The organism is Pseudomonas sp. B28(2017) (assembly GCF_002113025.1).
Lineage (GTDB): Bacteria > Pseudomonadota > Gammaproteobacteria > Pseudomonadales > Pseudomonadaceae > Aquipseudomonas.
In genome coordinates this window covers 161672-176347 of the sequence record NZ_NEJH01000006.1, presented here as the reverse complement: position 1 = coordinate 176347, position 14676 = coordinate 161672, and the positions used below count along the sequence as shown (strand labels likewise).

10 protein-coding genes are annotated in these 14676 nt (G+C 57.8%); 4 read left to right on the top strand and 6 right to left on the bottom strand.

Going from position 1 to position 14676, the window contains the following annotated elements; genetic code table 11:
* Nucleotides 1–2: 2 nt before the first annotated feature.
* The 4 genes from CAF65_RS17520 to orn all read right to left on the bottom strand — a co-directional run bounded on the left by CAF65_RS17520 (nucleotide 3) and on the right by orn (nucleotide 8054).
* Entirely contained in the window at nucleotides 3–4796 is a 4794-nt protein-coding gene (locus CAF65_RS17520) for an RHS repeat domain-containing protein (RefSeq protein ID WP_085717411.1), read from the bottom strand.
* A 93-nt stretch (nucleotides 4797–4889) separates the two neighbouring features.
* On the bottom strand, nucleotides 4890–5942 hold the full coding sequence (locus CAF65_RS17515) for a hypothetical protein (RefSeq protein WP_085717410.1): 1053 nt from the start codon (nucleotides 5940–5942) through the stop codon (nucleotides 4890–4892).
* 762 nt (nucleotides 5943–6704) lie between these two features.
* The gene (locus CAF65_RS17510) at nucleotides 6705–7316 is read right to left on the bottom strand and encodes a trimeric intracellular cation channel family protein (RefSeq protein ID WP_085717409.1); all 612 of its coding nucleotides are present in this window, start codon (nucleotides 7314–7316) and stop codon (nucleotides 6705–6707) included.
* Nucleotides 7317–7511: 195 nt separating this feature from the next.
* The gene (gene orn, locus CAF65_RS17505; RefSeq protein WP_085717408.1) at nucleotides 7512–8054 is read right to left on the bottom strand and encodes an oligoribonuclease; all 543 of its coding nucleotides are present in this window, start codon (nucleotides 8052–8054) and stop codon (nucleotides 7512–7514) included.
* 107 nt (nucleotides 8055–8161) lie between these two features.
* On the opposite strand from orn, the gene rsgA reads away from it, so the two are divergent.
* On the top strand, nucleotides 8162–9193 hold the full coding sequence (gene rsgA / locus CAF65_RS17500; RefSeq protein ID WP_085717407.1) for a small ribosomal subunit biogenesis GTPase RsgA: 1032 nt from the start codon (nucleotides 8162–8164) through the stop codon (nucleotides 9191–9193).
* A gap of 52 nt (nucleotides 9194–9245) precedes the next feature.
* Here rsgA and motB read toward each other — a convergent pair whose 3' ends face one another.
* Both motB and motA read right to left on the bottom strand, forming a co-directional pair.
* Complete coding sequence (gene motB, locus CAF65_RS17495; RefSeq protein ID WP_085717406.1) at nucleotides 9246–10268, bottom strand: flagellar motor protein MotB; 1023 nt, start codon at nucleotides 10266–10268, stop codon at nucleotides 9246–9248.
* 2 nt (nucleotides 10269–10270) lie between these two features.
* A complete protein-coding gene (gene motA / locus CAF65_RS17490) occupies nucleotides 10271–11122 on the bottom strand; it encodes a flagellar motor stator protein MotA (RefSeq protein WP_085717405.1) in 852 nt (283 codons plus the stop codon).
* Between the two features lie 166 nt (nucleotides 11123–11288).
* Here motA and CAF65_RS17485 point away from each other — a divergent pair, with 166 nt between their 5' ends.
* The 3 genes from CAF65_RS17485 to asd are packed head-to-tail and all read left to right on the top strand — an operon-like array spanning nucleotide 11289 to nucleotide 14563.
* Nucleotides 11289–12827, top strand: a complete 1539-nt coding sequence (locus tag CAF65_RS17485; RefSeq protein WP_085717404.1) for an HDOD domain-containing protein — start codon at nucleotides 11289–11291, stop codon at nucleotides 12825–12827.
* 41 nt (nucleotides 12828–12868) lie between these two features.
* The gene (locus tag CAF65_RS17480; RefSeq protein WP_085717403.1) at nucleotides 12869–13684 is read left to right on the top strand and encodes a rhodanese-like domain-containing protein; all 816 of its coding nucleotides are present in this window, start codon (nucleotides 12869–12871) and stop codon (nucleotides 13682–13684) included.
* An 18-nt stretch (nucleotides 13685–13702) separates the two neighbouring features.
* The gene (gene asd, locus CAF65_RS17475; protein WP_085717402.1) at nucleotides 13703–14563 is read left to right on the top strand and encodes an archaetidylserine decarboxylase; all 861 of its coding nucleotides are present in this window, start codon (nucleotides 13703–13705) and stop codon (nucleotides 14561–14563) included.
* The last annotated feature ends 113 nt before the right edge of the window (nucleotides 14564–14676 follow it).

Sequence of the window (14676 nt, the reverse complement as noted above, 5' to 3'; positions counted from 1 at the left end):
CACTACCAAACAGGATCGTGCCTCCCGACTTGCTTGACCACCACGGTCAATTCGTCCGCAAACTCCATCAAAAATACGCGATCCGCGCCTCCTATTCGAAAATGGGTGTGACGCCCTACCAGGTCAGGCTTGCCTTCAAGGCGATAGGCGTTTGCGGACTTATAGTTCGGATAAGGGTCGTACCCGGCGCCACCTTTTGAACCGCCTGCACCTGCAGCATTCCTCGGACTATCACCGCTTTCAACCGCACTTTTAAACTCGGCGTATTTGCTTCGCGCTACATTCCCAGGCTTGCCTTCTGGAATGAAGTCGTTACTACCAACCTCCTCCACCAGCGTCCACTTAGTAGGTTTAGGAGGTGCATCTGCGCCTTTGGCTCCTTTTGCTGCTGCCTTTGCTCCTTTTCCTCCCGCTTTGCCACCAAATGCCCCACCCTGGTTTTTCCCTCCAGCAAGAAAGCCGATCTTGCCATTTTCCTTAACCAGCTTGCCTGAACTGGTAATGGCCGAGGATAATTTACGCGCCGCAAAGGCACTTAACCCCGCCCCCAGCGACGCCACCCCAAGCCCCAGACTCACCCACCCCAGAATCGCCCCCGCCTGAGAATCCGGGGCCAGTTCCTGGGCGATAATGCCGGCAATTCCCGTTACCCCGGAGGCCACACCAAACGCGACCCCCGCGATTGCGAGCGGTGTCGCCGCGCCCAGGGTCACGACACTGAGCGCGACACCGACAACCGCGGCAACAATCCCCAGTATCGACTGCCAGGAAAAATGTCCGGTGGGGTCTACTCGGTTGATCGGATCGCCCAGGCAATAGGCGTAAGGGTTGAGTCCGCCCGCACCGAACGGGCTCATACTGTCCGGACAGTGGAAACGCATCAATGCCGGACTGTAGGCCCGGTAACCATTGCCCAACAAATACAAGCCGGTAAGCGGGTCAAGCTGCTCGCCATTAAAACCCGACAGGCTGAACAACCCGCCTTCTGCCGGACGATGGCCGTAAGGGCTGTAGGCAATGTCTTTCGGTGGGCTGGCGCTGAACTCCCTCAGCACGCTTTGTTGCTGATCGGTGCCGAACAATCGAGTCGCACCCTGCTGGCCCTGCTGTTGCTCGCCGAGCAACAGCCCGTCTTGACGCAGGCAGGTCGTCTTGTCGCTACCCCGTAACTCATTGGCCACTCGTGCGCCACGGTAGTAACGCTCGGTCGTCGCACTGCCGGGCTGCGACAGTTCGACCAGTCGGTCCCGTGCATCGTAGTGATAACCTCGCACCACGGTACCCACGCCGAGGGCAACCTGGGTCAGACGCCCCAAGGGGTCGTAGCTCAACGCTCGACCCTGTTCGTCCTTGATGAGTTGACCGTTGGCATCGTAACCAAGGGTCACGGGGGCGGGGTAATCCTTATGGGTATGCCTGATACCGATCAATTGCGTCGCATCGGAAGAACTGTAGGTATAGGTTGCGATGTTACTGCCGCCGGGAAACCGGGTTTCCAGGCTGACAATATTGTCCAGTGCATCGAACTGATACAGCTGCTGGATGATTTCCTTACCGTAGGGATCCCGTGGCCGCTGCGTGCCTGTGCATTGGTAGTCGATCAGGCGGCCGCGCGCATCATAGGTAAAGGTTTCGCCACGCAGGGTGGTCACTCCCTGCTTCAAGACTCGTGTCGCAAGTTTACTGGCCTTGGTGTAGCTCGACGTCAGGATTTGCGTACTACCGCCACTCACCGCGAAAGCCCGGGACACCTCGCGACCCAGGTCGTCATAGGTCAGATGGGTGGTCAGTGTGCGTTTGCTGGCGGGCTCCCGGGCGGTGACCGTGGCCAGTTGACCCAGGGGGTTGTAGGCGAAGCTCGCTGTAAGAGCCTTCTGCTTGAAGGTAGTCGGGCGACCGTAGTGGTCGTAAACCGTCTCATGGATATCCCCCAGAATATCGGTGTAGGTGTCCGGGCGCCCTGCCAGTGAGTAGGTATAGCTTGACGTGCGCTTGACCCCTCCCGGGTTTCGCTCTTCGCTTTTCAGCCGCCCCGAAGGGTAGTATTCAAAGGTGCTCTCTTTTGTGCCCTCGTTGCAGCTTTTCAACAGCCCCAGCTTGGGATCATAGGTGTATCGGGCCGCCAGCCCGATAGCGTTGCGGCTCACTATCTGATTACCGAGGCTACGCTCGTAGCCGAACATGATCCGGTCCTTGCCAGGTGTCAGCTGTACGGCGGGCTGACTCATGCCTCCATCGAACTGGAAGGTGGTGACCCGACCGCCGACTTTGCTTTCGGTCAAGCGCCCCAACCCGTCATATGTCTGCTGGCCCAGGCTGCGTCCAGCGACCTTGACCTCGCTCGGTAATGACTCGTCGCTATGACTGGAGTATGTCGTGTCGATGTTGTTGCCGTCGGGCAAGGTGCTGCGACACAGTCGGTCAAACACGTCGTACTCATATCGAGTCAGGTTGCCCACCGGGTCGGTTTCTCTGACGCAACGGCCGAGACCATCATAAGCCTGAGTGGTCTTACCCATACTGACGTTCTTGAGGTCAAACCTCTCGACACTGTCCGGTTTGCCGAAAAGGTTATGCACCGTTACCGTTTTTCCTGCGCCTTCCAGCCATCTCGTCTCACGCAGCGCGACAGGGTCGATGTCTGAATGCTCTTTGCGCCCGTCCTGATGCAGCGCTGTCTTCACCTGCCCCCAATCGTCGTAAATGAAGGTGGTTTTCAGCGCCGTGGCCTTGTCCAGCAGCCAATCGGTGCGGGTTTCTTCAGCAACCCGGCCGAGGGCATCATGCTTGGCGGCATACACCTGGCGCAAAGGACCGTTGGCCTGACGGGCAGAGTCCTGCTCCTCGATGCTGATCGTACGCCCCAGCCCGTCATAGCTGACACGCTGCTTCTGGCCCATGACATCAGTGGTGGTCAGGGTCGCTTGCAGCACCTTGTCGCCTGGCAATGCATAGTCGTAAGTGCGGACTGCCGCGTTGACTGTGCCGGCCGCTACCGACTCACTGAGCAGCCGGCCGATCGCGTCGTATTTGAACACCACCGGTGGCTGGTCATCATCCTCCATGGACAACTTCAAACCGTTGAGTGCAGAGCGGGTCTGCTTCATGGTTGCGCGAGTGCCATCGAACCCGATCAGCGTTTGCTCCACACTCAACGTCGTACCCGCCAGGCTATAGTGGTATTCGGTTTGAGTCGCCTTGCCATTGCGGGTGATGGTATCCAGCTTCAACTGACCATGCCTGAAGCCGGTGGCCGGTTCGATGAAATACGTCATGTCCCGCTGCGAGCGCAGGTTCGCGGTACTGATTGTGCCCTCATACAGTTGCTCGCGAATGGGCACGATATTGGCCACTGTCGCGCCGTTCACTCCGGCCTGCAGCCCATAGCGATAACAATGGATGGTCGGCGCCGCGGCGGCAAAACCCGCGGCCGGGGTCATGGTCGTTTGCTTGACAAACCGTACAAAGCCCAGCGGATCGGCTGGACAACCATCTGCGCCACGAGCCGGGTAGTATTCGGAAACAGTGGTGACACCACTCGGTTCGACTTGCTTGAGCAGATTGCCAGAAACGTCGAAGTCGGTCTCTGTCACTTCTTCGCGCCTACTCCTCGTCAGCTTGTCTTCGTAACGTATCGTCTGGGTTTTGGGTAAACGAAATTGCGCGGGCTGGTCCTGGATACCCTTGTCAGGTATCAGTGGGTATTCCGTCAGCTCCGAGATGACTTTTTGACCGCATGTGCTCACCCGCGACAGCAGCAGATGAAATTTGTTGTATGTACACACTACCGTACTGTGAATACGCCCATTGAGATACAAATACTCGGTTGAGCTGTACTGGTAATTGTCCTGCACCCGATAGAGGTTGTCGCCCTCGTTATTCCAACCGGAAACCCCCTCATACCCGAGATAATTTTTTGTCGAATACGCATAGTTTTTTTCTATGTCGGGCTGACCATATCCGGGGCTCACGACATGCACATCTACAAAGGGCGAATAGTCCATGGGAGCCAACGGGGGAAAACGATGCCCATGTTCTTTGTATCGAATAGTCTCGACAGCTCCCTGGGGAGAAACAACCTTGCTTAAATAGCGAACATTGCGAATTTTTACATAACCTAACCCCCAGGCCCCACCCGTGGGCAAAGTGATGGTACTTAGGTATTCGTTATTGGTCAGCGTGAGCGTAAATATCGCCTCACATTCCGTACCGGGGTAGTGCGTAAAAATTACTTTCCCGCCAACCCTGTCAACCTTAAGTAGCGCGCGCCCGTTGCTGTCCTTGACTTCAACCAGCATGGCTTGCCCGTTGATCGGCAGATGACGCAAAGACAGATAGGAACCGTTCGCCGCCATGATCCTTTTCGGCGCTGCCACTTGGGTATTATTGACAACCTCAAGCACCTCGCGCTGACCATTCTTGCTGACAACATCAAAACCCCTCGAAGTCATATTCGAGATATTAAACACTTGCAGCCGCTCCTCTTCGAACACTAATTCTCCAGGACTTGTCCTCGCCTTATAGTTTTCCCCACTTGCGAACGATAGTGTTCTGCTGGGAAAATCATAGCGACTCAATGACAATGACCAGCCCACTCCAAAACCCGAATCCACTCTATTCAATGGATTGAATTGAAGTCTGATGGGGAAAGAAGGACCATTCAACGCCTCAGACCGGATCTCACCAAGTGACAACGAGCACGTATACAGCCCCGTACGGGGGTCCACACCACCCGCCATAAAATCATTAAAATTGAACGCATTGGAATAAATAGCGCTTGCACTCTGGACGCTCATCGATGACCTCCGAAAACACGAATCACCAAACATTGGTTTATAGATGGACAGAAGCCCACGCCCACCAAGAGCGCGGGACAATCCAAAGAGGTATCAGCCTCGTTCCAGAATAAACTGCCTGCTTGTCATATCCGTACGAATCGACAGTCGATGCTCAGTACCATACATATCTATAGCGGTAAAAAAGAAGGGCTCCTTCCTGACCCGGTAATTATCGAAATATTTAGAGGATAACGCCTGGACAATTGTGAGTTCGCCCTCACGTTGATTTACGCCAATGCGATACCTGCTTGCGATGCCTCCTGGAAGATTAACATCTACCCTCGCGGCTCGAACAGGAACAATAATACCCATGAAATATTTGGTACTTGAATCGTTCTTCACCTCACCCGAACTAAAAAACTCAAGGGGATAGAGGGAGTCCTGGCCATATTGGCTACTGTGCCAATTCAGCAATTTTAGCTGCCTGCCGCCGGGAAAAGCGCCCAGATAATAGCGATAAATCCGATCACCGTTATGCTCCCCCCCTACTCTCTGGCTTTCGAAGGTAAATTGACTTGTGGCATAGGTTGCCGGTGTAATCGCATTGAGCGTCACACTTTCATCCAACTGGCCAGGTACATTGGGTTTATTAGTGTAGATCACTGAGCCAGAACCACCCATCATCCTTATCTCTGCCGCGATCTTCATAAACTCCACTCGGGAGGACGAAACCCAAAAATCATAACGCAGCGTCCTTGAATTGAGACTGGAAATGCCCACCTCTCCTTGCATTTCACCATTGACCTCCTCATGAGGTGCCGACCCTCTTGAATAAGCCGAATATGGAGACTCAATGCTATGGGCATATTGATTTTCATCAAAGGCTGACACCCACCCGTTTGTCAGTCGCTGCCCGCCTTGATAATGAATCAGGTGAACCCTAGGCCATTTATCCGACTCCGGAGGGCCTCCAAAATTGCCCGTTATCAACACGGTTACGCGTACCTGCATGCGTCCATTGGCATACAATCTTTTTTCATTACTAAATTCAGACCCATCGAACACCACTTGGACCTTTGTAATCTCTTGATTGTCGCGCACACCGCTTGCAATCGCACCCAAATCATCGGCTTGCTTCTCGGACGGATCTATCAAATCATTCATTATTCACTCCTTGTGATTACGTTATTCGCAGCACCTTGACTGCACCTGGCTCCACCTTGAACTTTTTAGTTCATGCTGAGCCGCTGGAATAAGTAATAACACGGTCTGAAATTTTTCCCTACCCATCAAGCACGCTGATCAACAGCATCAAAAAAAACTCTGATCACTACCCACTTTGTATTTTTGATAAATTATAACAAGCAAACACTTTATGTATTACCACCCATGTCATCTACAACACCAAAAAAAACAGGTCACGCGGGCACACTATAAATGTCGCCGCTCATTTTAAATTTATATTTAAAATTTAAAAAAACAGACTAACACTGAACAAAACCAAAACCAGAGAGCAAAAAATACCACCTGATCACTCCGCCAAATTTGTGGGTTTGTCTTTTACAGCGTCATTCAGGTCAAAGCGCTCTCTATCACCTTAAGCACTGCCTGACACTCGACACCGCCCCCTGCCCTGCGCCGATCCAACTCTGTCTTTGCCTCCAGCACGCGCTCACTTTCGACGATATCTATCACTTTGCCATCAAACCAAACCAAAACCTTTCAATCCGACTCTGCAATAGGGATATATTCGGTAATACGCCGCTTGGTTTTATCGTCCAGTGGGTTGTCACAAAATTTGTGGTGCGTGGTTTTCATGCCGGATGAAAAGAGATTGCTGAGCTGCTGCCGGCTGCGATCTTTTGATCTTGCTGTTGATCTTCAACGTCTGGAAGAAAAAGATCGCCGGCTCTACGGGATCGCGACTCAGGCCTCGTCGTTATAGATGAACTTGGGCATTTCCCAGTGAAAACGGATTGCCAGCAAGCGCAGCAGAAAACCACCGAACAGGGTGATCAGAATCGATTGCTCATTGGGTAATTGCAGATAGATGCAGAGCATGTAGCACCACGCCGCCGCGAACGAGACGCTGGCATAGAGCTCACGCCGGAAGATCAGCGGAATATCGTTGCAGAAGATATCCCGCAGGATGCCACCGAAGACGCCGGTGATCACGCCACTGACCGAAGCCACCAGCATGCCGTGGCCCATTTCCAGGGCGGTCATGCAGCCGATCAGGGTGAATGCCACCAGACCTACGGCATCGAGCACCAGAAACAGCGAGCGCAGGTGGCGCATCCAGCGCGCCGTGAACACGGTGATCATCGCGGCAGCCGTGGTCAGCACCAGGTATTCCGGGTGTTTGACCCACGTCAGCGGGTAATGCCCGAGCAGCACATCGCGCACCGACCCGCCACCCAGCGCCGTGACACAAGCGATCAGCACCACACCGAACCAGTCCATGCCACGACGCCCGGCAGACAGGGCACCGGTCATGGCTTCGGCGGTGATGGCGATCAGGTAGAGCATCAGCAGCATGGTGGCGGTCCTTGCAGAAAGGCGCGCAGTCTACTCAGTTCACCCAAGCACCAAAAGAGGGCACCACAGAATCAGCCCAGCCATCGATAGTGACTGTACGGACGCCATCGCGAGCAGGCTCGCTCCCACAAGGCAAACCCAGCCCAATGTGGGAACGAACCTGCTCGCGATGGGGCCGGAACAGCTCCCTGTGAATCAGGCTTTGATGAAATGCTTGCGGTAGTGCTGCAATTCGGCGATGGATTCGCGGATGTCATCCAGCGCCAGGTGGGTGCTGCCCTTCTTGAAGCTGTCACGCACGTCCGGCGCCCAGCGCGCAGCCAGCTCTTTGAGCGTGGACACATCGAGGTTGCGGTAGTGGAAATAGCTTTCCAGGGATTTCATGTGGGTATAAAGGAAGCGACGATCCTGGCAGATGCTGTTGCCACAGATCGGCGACTTGCCCTTCGGCACCCACTTCTCCAGGAATGCGAGGGTTTCGGCCTCGGCTTCGGCCATGCTGATGCGGCTGTCGCGAACCCGCTGGGTCAGCCCGGAACCGCCGTGCTGACGGGTGTTCCACTCGTCCATGCCGGCGAGGATTTCGTCGCTGTGGTGAATGGCGATCACCGGGCCTTCGGCCAGGGTGTTCAGATCGCTGTCGGTGACGATGGTGGCCATTTCGATAATGACATCGGTATCAGGGTTCAGACCGGTCATTTCCAGGTCGATCCAGATCAGGTTCTGCGGGTTTTGCATGTGTCGGCTCCTAGGCAATGCTGCGCAGTTTAGCCTAGGCCGGTGGCCGGGCGTGCTAAACTCGCGGCCGTTTTACCTAATCGTTGCATTCTTGATACGGAACACCCATGGCCAAACGCCAACTCAATCGCCGCCAAAACTGGCGCATCGAAAAGATTCAGGGCGAACGCGCTGCCCGCGCCGCCAAACGCGAGTCCTCGGCTGTCGAGGCACTTGAGGGCGGCGATCTGGGCCCGGAACAGCACGGTCTGGTGATCGCGCACTTCGGTGTGCAGGTCGAGGTCGAGGCCCGCGACGGCGAACTGGCCGGCCAGGTGTTCCGTTGCTACCTGCGCGCCAACCTGCCGGCGCTGGTGACCGGCGACCAGGTAGTGTGGCGTGCCGGCAACCAGGGCATCGGCGTGATCGTGGCGCAACTGCCACGCAACACCGAACTGTGCCGCCCGGACAGCCGTGGCCAGCTCAAGCCGGTGGCGGCCAACGTCGACATGATCGTCATCGTGTTTGCACCGCTACCCGAGCCCCACGCCAACCTGATCGACCGCTATCTGGTGGCGGCCGAGCATGCGGGCATCAAGCCGCTGTTGCTGCTGAACAAGTTCGACCTGATCGACGACCACAACGCCCCGGCACTCAACGCCTTGCTCGCGGTGTACCGCACCCTCGGCTATCCGGTGCTGGAAGTGTCGGCGCACCACGGCAATGGCATGGAGCAACTGCAGGCACAACTGGACGGGCGCATCAGCGTGTTCGTCGGCCAGTCCGGTGTCGGCAAGTCGTCGTTGGTCAACAGCCTGCTGCCGGATGTCGAAACCCGCGTCGGCCCATTGTCCGAGCTGTCCGGCCAGGGCACTCACACCACCACCACCGCGCGGTTGTTCCACTTCCCCGGCGGCGGTGAGTTGATCGACTCCCCGGGTATCCGCGAATTCGGGCTGGGCCACGTCAGCCGTGCCGACGTCGAAGCCGGCTTCATCGAATTCAACGACCTGCTCGGCACCTGCCGTTTCCGTGACTGCAAGCATGACCGCGAACCCGGTTGCGCCCTGCTCAAGGCCCTTGAAGACGGCCGCGTGCAGCAGCAACGGATGAACAGCTACCGCTCGATCATCGCCAGCTTGCCGGAAAATGGCTACTGAGCCGCTTCCCGCAGACATGAAAAAGCCGCGATCATCGCGGCTTTTTCATGGGTCACTGTTTGGGCGCGTCACCCGGTTTGGGCGCCGGATCGTCAAACAGATTCAGCCGCTCACGAAGTTCGTGGGCCGGTAGCGGCTCCTTGTCCGCCGGCAACGCGTTCGGGTCAGCCGGCGCGGCAGGCGCTGCGCCGGGAGCGCCTTGGGAGGCATCTGGAGCCGGCTCCGCGCCTTGCGAACCTTCGATCGCACGCTGGGCCTTCTTGGTCAGCACCACGATGTCGATACGACGGTTCACCGGGTTGAACGGGTGCTCGCGATCGAACAGTGCTGACGAGGCATAACCGACCACGCGCGCCACCTGCGCATCCGGATAACTGCCCGCCACCAGCGCACGCCTTGCGGCGTTGGCACGGTTGGCCGAGAGCTCCCAGTTACCGAAATCACCGGTCCCGGTGTATGGCTTGGCATCGGTGTGACCGCTGATGCTGATCTTGTTCGGCACCGCCTTGATGGTGTCGGCCATGGCCAGCAGGATGTCTTCGAAATACGGTTTCAGACGGGCCGAGCCTGAGTCGAACATCGGCCGGTTCTCGGCATCCACGATCTGGATACGCAGGCCGTCCGGAGTGATCTCGAACATGATCTGGTCTTTGAATTTCTGCAGCTGCGGGTTCTCCTCGACCTTGTTCTGCAGTTCTTGCAGCAACAGTTCGAGACGTTCCTTTTCAACCTGTTCGGCCATGCCTTCGACCTGGTCGGTATCGACGGTGACCTTGTCCGGCTGCGGCTGGGATTTCACCTCGGGGTTGAGGGTGTTTTCCGGCGCCAGGGTCGGCGTGCCACCCAGATCAATGATGTACGGCGTACCGCTTTCGGAAAAGCCAATCGGGTCCTTGAAGTAACCGGCGATGGCAATCTTCTGTTCCGGGGTGGCGGTGGACAGCAGCCACAGCACCAGGAAGAACGCCATCATCGCCGTGGCAAAGTCAGCGAAGGCGATTTTCCAGGAGCCCCCGTGATGCCCGCCGGCGTAGCGCTTGACGCGCTTGATGATTATCGGCTGGTTATTTTCCATTCTTAACGACCACGAACCGCTTGTTCCAGCTCGGCGAAGCTAGGGCGGTGCGCCGGGTACAGAACCTTGCGCCCGAACTCTACCGCCAGCGATGGCGGCATGCCGGAAGCCGAAGCGACCAGCGAGGCCTTGATGGCTTCGTAGACGTTCAGCTCTTCCTTGGCATCGTGACCCAGGGCATGCGCCAGGGGACCGAAGAAGCCGTAGGCCGCGAGAATACCGAAGAAAGTACCGACCAGTGCCGCACCGACGTGCAGGCCAATCATTTTCTGGTCGCTTTCACCGAGCGAAGCCATGGTCACCACGATACCCAATACCGCCGCGACGATACCGAAACCCGGCATGGCGTCGGCAATGCCGTTCACTGCATGGGACGGGTGGTCCAGGTCTTCCTTGAGACTGGCAAGCTCCATGTCGAACAGGTTTTCAAGTTCATGGGGAGCCATGTTGCCGGAGGACATGATGCGCAGGTAATCGCAGACAAATGCGGTCATGCGCTCATCCTTGAGGACCGTAGGGTACTTGGCGAAGATCGGGCTCGCGGCGGCATCTTCGATATCGCCTTCGATCGCCATCATGCCTTCGCGGCGACTCTTGTTGAGGATCTCGTAGATCAGGCCCAGCACTTCCAGATAGAACCCGTGGTTGAAGCGTGAACTGAACATCCCCAAGGCTTTCTTGAGAACGTGCATCGCCATATGGCCAGGGTTGGCCTGCAGGAATGCGCCGAGGGCCGCACCACCGATAATCATGACCTCGAAAGGTTGGATCAGGGCGGCAACCTTGCCGTGGGAAAGCACGTATCCGCCGAGCACGCTCGCGAATACGACGATGATGCCGATAATTTTAGCCATAGGTAGGAGAGCACTTACTGAGTCGGGTTCAAGGTCATATTCGGAAGTTAAAAAATCTCTTCTTCTACTTATCGGCAAAACTGCGCCAGACTAAAGCCCGTTCAGGCGAAAAGCCAATTTGACCCACTCCGGGCCCGGGTAATGCTGATGATGATCGCCGCCAACCATGGTTAACGAAACGAACGTTCCAACACCAAAACCGACAACGCTCGAGGGCTGGATCAAGCTGCTCGATGGCGTACGCCTTCCCGTCCCGCAAGCCAGCCACGACCTTGTCTGCAAGGCCATCCGCGACAATCGCAGCTCGCTGCGCGACATCGCCGACCTCATGCAAGGCAGTCCGGCCCTGGCCTTGAGCGTGATTCGCGAAGCCAACCGACACACCCACGGCAGCATGACCGAGCCTGCGGAAAACCTCGAGATCGCGATCAATCGCCTCGGCCTCAAGCGCACCGAAGAGCTGCTCGCACGCTTGCCCGCCGCCCCCCAGTCCGACATTCCCAAAGCCTTGCGTCAGCTACAGATGATCAGCCAGCACGCCACGCAGCAGGCCAACGGTTTTTTTTCCAGTCGCCTGGCACGCCTGTGGCAGGACATCCACTGGGGTAGCCTGCTGTTCCTTTCGCCCCTCTGGCCGTTGGCGCTGACCCATCCAGAACTGCTCGAAGACTGGGAACTGCGGGTCATCCATAAAGGCGAATCGGCACGCAAAGTCGAGCGGCAACTGTTTGGTGTACGCCTGCTGGACATCGGCCAGGCACTGGTGGAGATCTGGCGCTTGCCGATCTGGGTACAACAAGGCTATCGACTGTTGCTCACTGAACAGCGGGAACTGGTGAAAGTCCTGCGCATTGCCCGTGACAGCGAGCATCCATTGCGCCAGCAGAACCGCCTCGATGACAACCCGACCCTGCGCCGCTGGCTCAATCAACCGGCCAATACGGTGTTGCTGGCCAACGGGTTGGCGCTGTCGGCGCAGCACGCCTGGGACAGCCCGCACAGTGAGCGCTGGCAGTACCTGACCAGCCTTTACCTGCAAATGCCGATGGCCGAGGTGCAGCAGCAACTGCATCAGCAAGCCGCCAACAGCGCACGCCAGCATGCCATGCCCGATCTCTGGCACCCCGCCGAATCGCTGATCTGGCCGTGGAGCATGAACCGTATCCACGCCGGACTGCTGCCGGCCGCGGCACCCACCGCCGAAGATCTGGCGAAATGGCGCAAGCAATGCGCCGAATTGCTGGTCGAGCCGAGTCGCTTTACCAACGCCATGCACCTGACCATCGCCGCCCGGGACGCCCTCGCAGCCTGCGGCATGCGTCGGGTGATGATCCTGATGGCCGACCGCACCCACGCCAACCTGCGCGTGCACCAGACGGCCGGCCTGCCGAAGGAGGCGGCCGGGCTGAACTTCGTGGTCAGCCAGAGCAACGTGTTGCAACGCCTGCTCACGCAACAGGCCCAGGTCCGCCTGACGCCGGCCAACAATGCGCAACTCTCGGCCCTGCTGCCCAACGGCCTGCGTTCGCAGTTCAGCGGCGAACACCTGCTGCTGCGTTCGCTGGTCAACAATGGTCGGGTGATCATGATCGTCGTGGCGGATCAGGGCGGTGGGCCGTTTTCGGAAATTTCCGTACAGGCCTTCGGCAAAACCGCACAATGCATCGAAAAAGCCCTGCACAGCTTTAGCAACCGAGGCCAATAAGCTGCGCTACAATCCTCCCTTTTGTGCTCTGGAGACCTCACATGCCTGACTTCTCTGGCTTGCCGCTGGTGATCGAGCCGAGCGACTTGCTCCCTCGTCTCGACACCCGCGAACTGATTCTGGTGGACTTGACCAGTGCCGCCCGCTACACCGAAGGGCACATTCCCGGCGCGCGCTTTGTCGATCCCAAACGCACGCAACTGGGTCAGGCGCCCGCCCCCGGACTGATGCCCCCGCAGGCAGCACTCGAAGCGTTGTTTGGTGAGCTGGGACACAACCCCGACGCGGTCTACGTGGTGTATGACGACGAAGGCGGCGGTTGGGCCGGACGCTTTATCTGGCTGCTGGATGTCATCGGCCACAGCAAGTACCACTATATCAACGGCGGCCTGCCGGCCTGGCTGGCAGAGGGTTCGCCCATGTCGATCCAGATCCCGCCTGCTGTGGGTGGCCCGGTTGCATTGACCTTGCACGACGAGCCCACCGCCACCCGCGAATACCTGCAAAGCCGTCTCGGCGCCGCCGACCTGGCTATCTGGGACGCACGCGGGCCGCTGGAGTATTCCGGCGAGAAAGTCCTGGCAGCCAAGGGCGGCCACATTCCCGGCGCGGTCAATTTCGAATGGACCGCCGGCATGGACCAGGCGCGCCAGCTGCGTATCCGCACCGACATGCCGCAGATCCTCGAACAACTCGGGATCAGCAAAGACAAAGAAGTGATTACCCACTGCCAGACCCATCATCGTTCTGGCTTCACCTATCTGGTGGCCAAGGCCCTCGGTTATCCGCGGGTCAAAGGCTACGCCGGCTCCTGGGGCGAATGGGGCAACCATCCCGATACGCCCGTAGAGATTTAAGGTTTTTAAGGACAGTTAATGAACAAGCGTCTGTTTATCCTCAGCCAGTACCTGCTGCCCCACAACTTGCTCTCGCGACTGGCCGGCTGCATCGCCGAATGCCGCGTGCGCTGGTTCAAGAACGCCTTTACCGCCTGGTTTGCCAAGCGTTACCAGGTGGACATGTCCCAGGCGCTGGTCGAAGACCTGACCGCCTATGAGCACTTCAACGCGTTCTTCACCCGCGCACTGAAAGCCGGTGCCCGCCCGCTGGACGAGACCCCGGGTGCGATCCTCAGCCCGGCCGACGGTGCGATCAGCCAGCTCGGCCCGATCGAGCACGGTCGTGTGTTCCAGGCCAAGGGCCACAGCTTCAGCGTGCTGGAACTGCTCGGCGGCGATGCGGCGAATGCTGCGCCGTTCATGGGTGGCGATTTCGCGACCATCTACCTGTCGCCGAAGGACTATCACCGCGTGCACATGCCACTGGCTGGCACCCTGCGCGAGATGATCTACATCCCGGGTCGTCTGTTCTCGGTCAACCAGACCACTGCTGAAAACGTTCCGGAACTGTTTGCCCGCAACGAGCGCGTGGCGTGCATTTTCGACACCGAGCGCGGTCCGATGGCCGTGGTACTGGTGGGCGCGATGATCGTGGCCTCGATCGAAACCGTCTGGGCGGGCCTGGTGACGCCGCCGAAACGGGAACTGAAAACCTTCCGTTACGACGAAGCCTCCCGCGCACCGATCCACCTGGAAAAAGGTGCGGAACTGGGTCGCTTCAAGCTGGGTTCGACCGCTGTCGTGCTGTTCGGGCCGGATCAGGTGAAGTGGGCTGAAGAAATGACCGCCGGAACAGCGGTGCAGATGGGTCAGGGCATGGGCCTGCCAAAGGCCTGATCGTCGCACATAACTGTAGGAGCAGCCGGTCGACGCTCGATTGCTCGCGATGAACCAGAGAGCGGCGCGGACATTCAGAATACCCGCGTCATCGTTGACGATCATCGCGAGCG

Excerpts from the sequence above, each read along its gene's own strand:
- CAF65_RS17520 (WP_085717411.1), bottom strand. The coding sequence starts at position 4,796 with ATGAGCGTCCAGAGTGCAAGCGCTATTTATTCCAATGCGTTCAATTTT.
- CAF65_RS17515 (WP_085717410.1), bottom strand. The coding sequence starts at position 5,942 with ATGAATGATTTGATAGATCCGTCCGAGAAGCAAGCCGATGATTTGGGT.
- CAF65_RS17510 (WP_085717409.1), bottom strand. The coding sequence starts at position 7,316 with ATGCTGCTGATGCTCTACCTGATCGCCATCACCGCCGAAGCCATGACC.
- orn (WP_085717408.1), bottom strand. The coding sequence starts at position 8,054 with ATGCAAAACCCGCAGAACCTGATCTGGATCGACCTGGAAATGACCGGT.
- rsgA (WP_085717407.1), top strand. The coding sequence starts at position 8,162 with ATGGCCAAACGCCAACTCAATCGCCGCCAAAACTGGCGCATCGAAAAG.
- motB (WP_085717406.1), bottom strand. The coding sequence starts at position 10,268 with ATGGAAAATAACCAGCCGATAATCATCAAGCGCGTCAAGCGCTACGCC.
- motA (WP_085717405.1), bottom strand. The coding sequence starts at position 11,122 with ATGGCTAAAATTATCGGCATCATCGTCGTATTCGCGAGCGTGCTCGGC.
- CAF65_RS17485 (WP_085717404.1), top strand. The coding sequence starts at position 11,289 with ATGGTTAACGAAACGAACGTTCCAACACCAAAACCGACAACGCTCGAG.
- CAF65_RS17480 (WP_085717403.1), top strand. The coding sequence starts at position 12,869 with ATGCCTGACTTCTCTGGCTTGCCGCTGGTGATCGAGCCGAGCGACTTG.
- asd (WP_085717402.1), top strand. The coding sequence starts at position 13,703 with ATGAACAAGCGTCTGTTTATCCTCAGCCAGTACCTGCTGCCCCACAAC.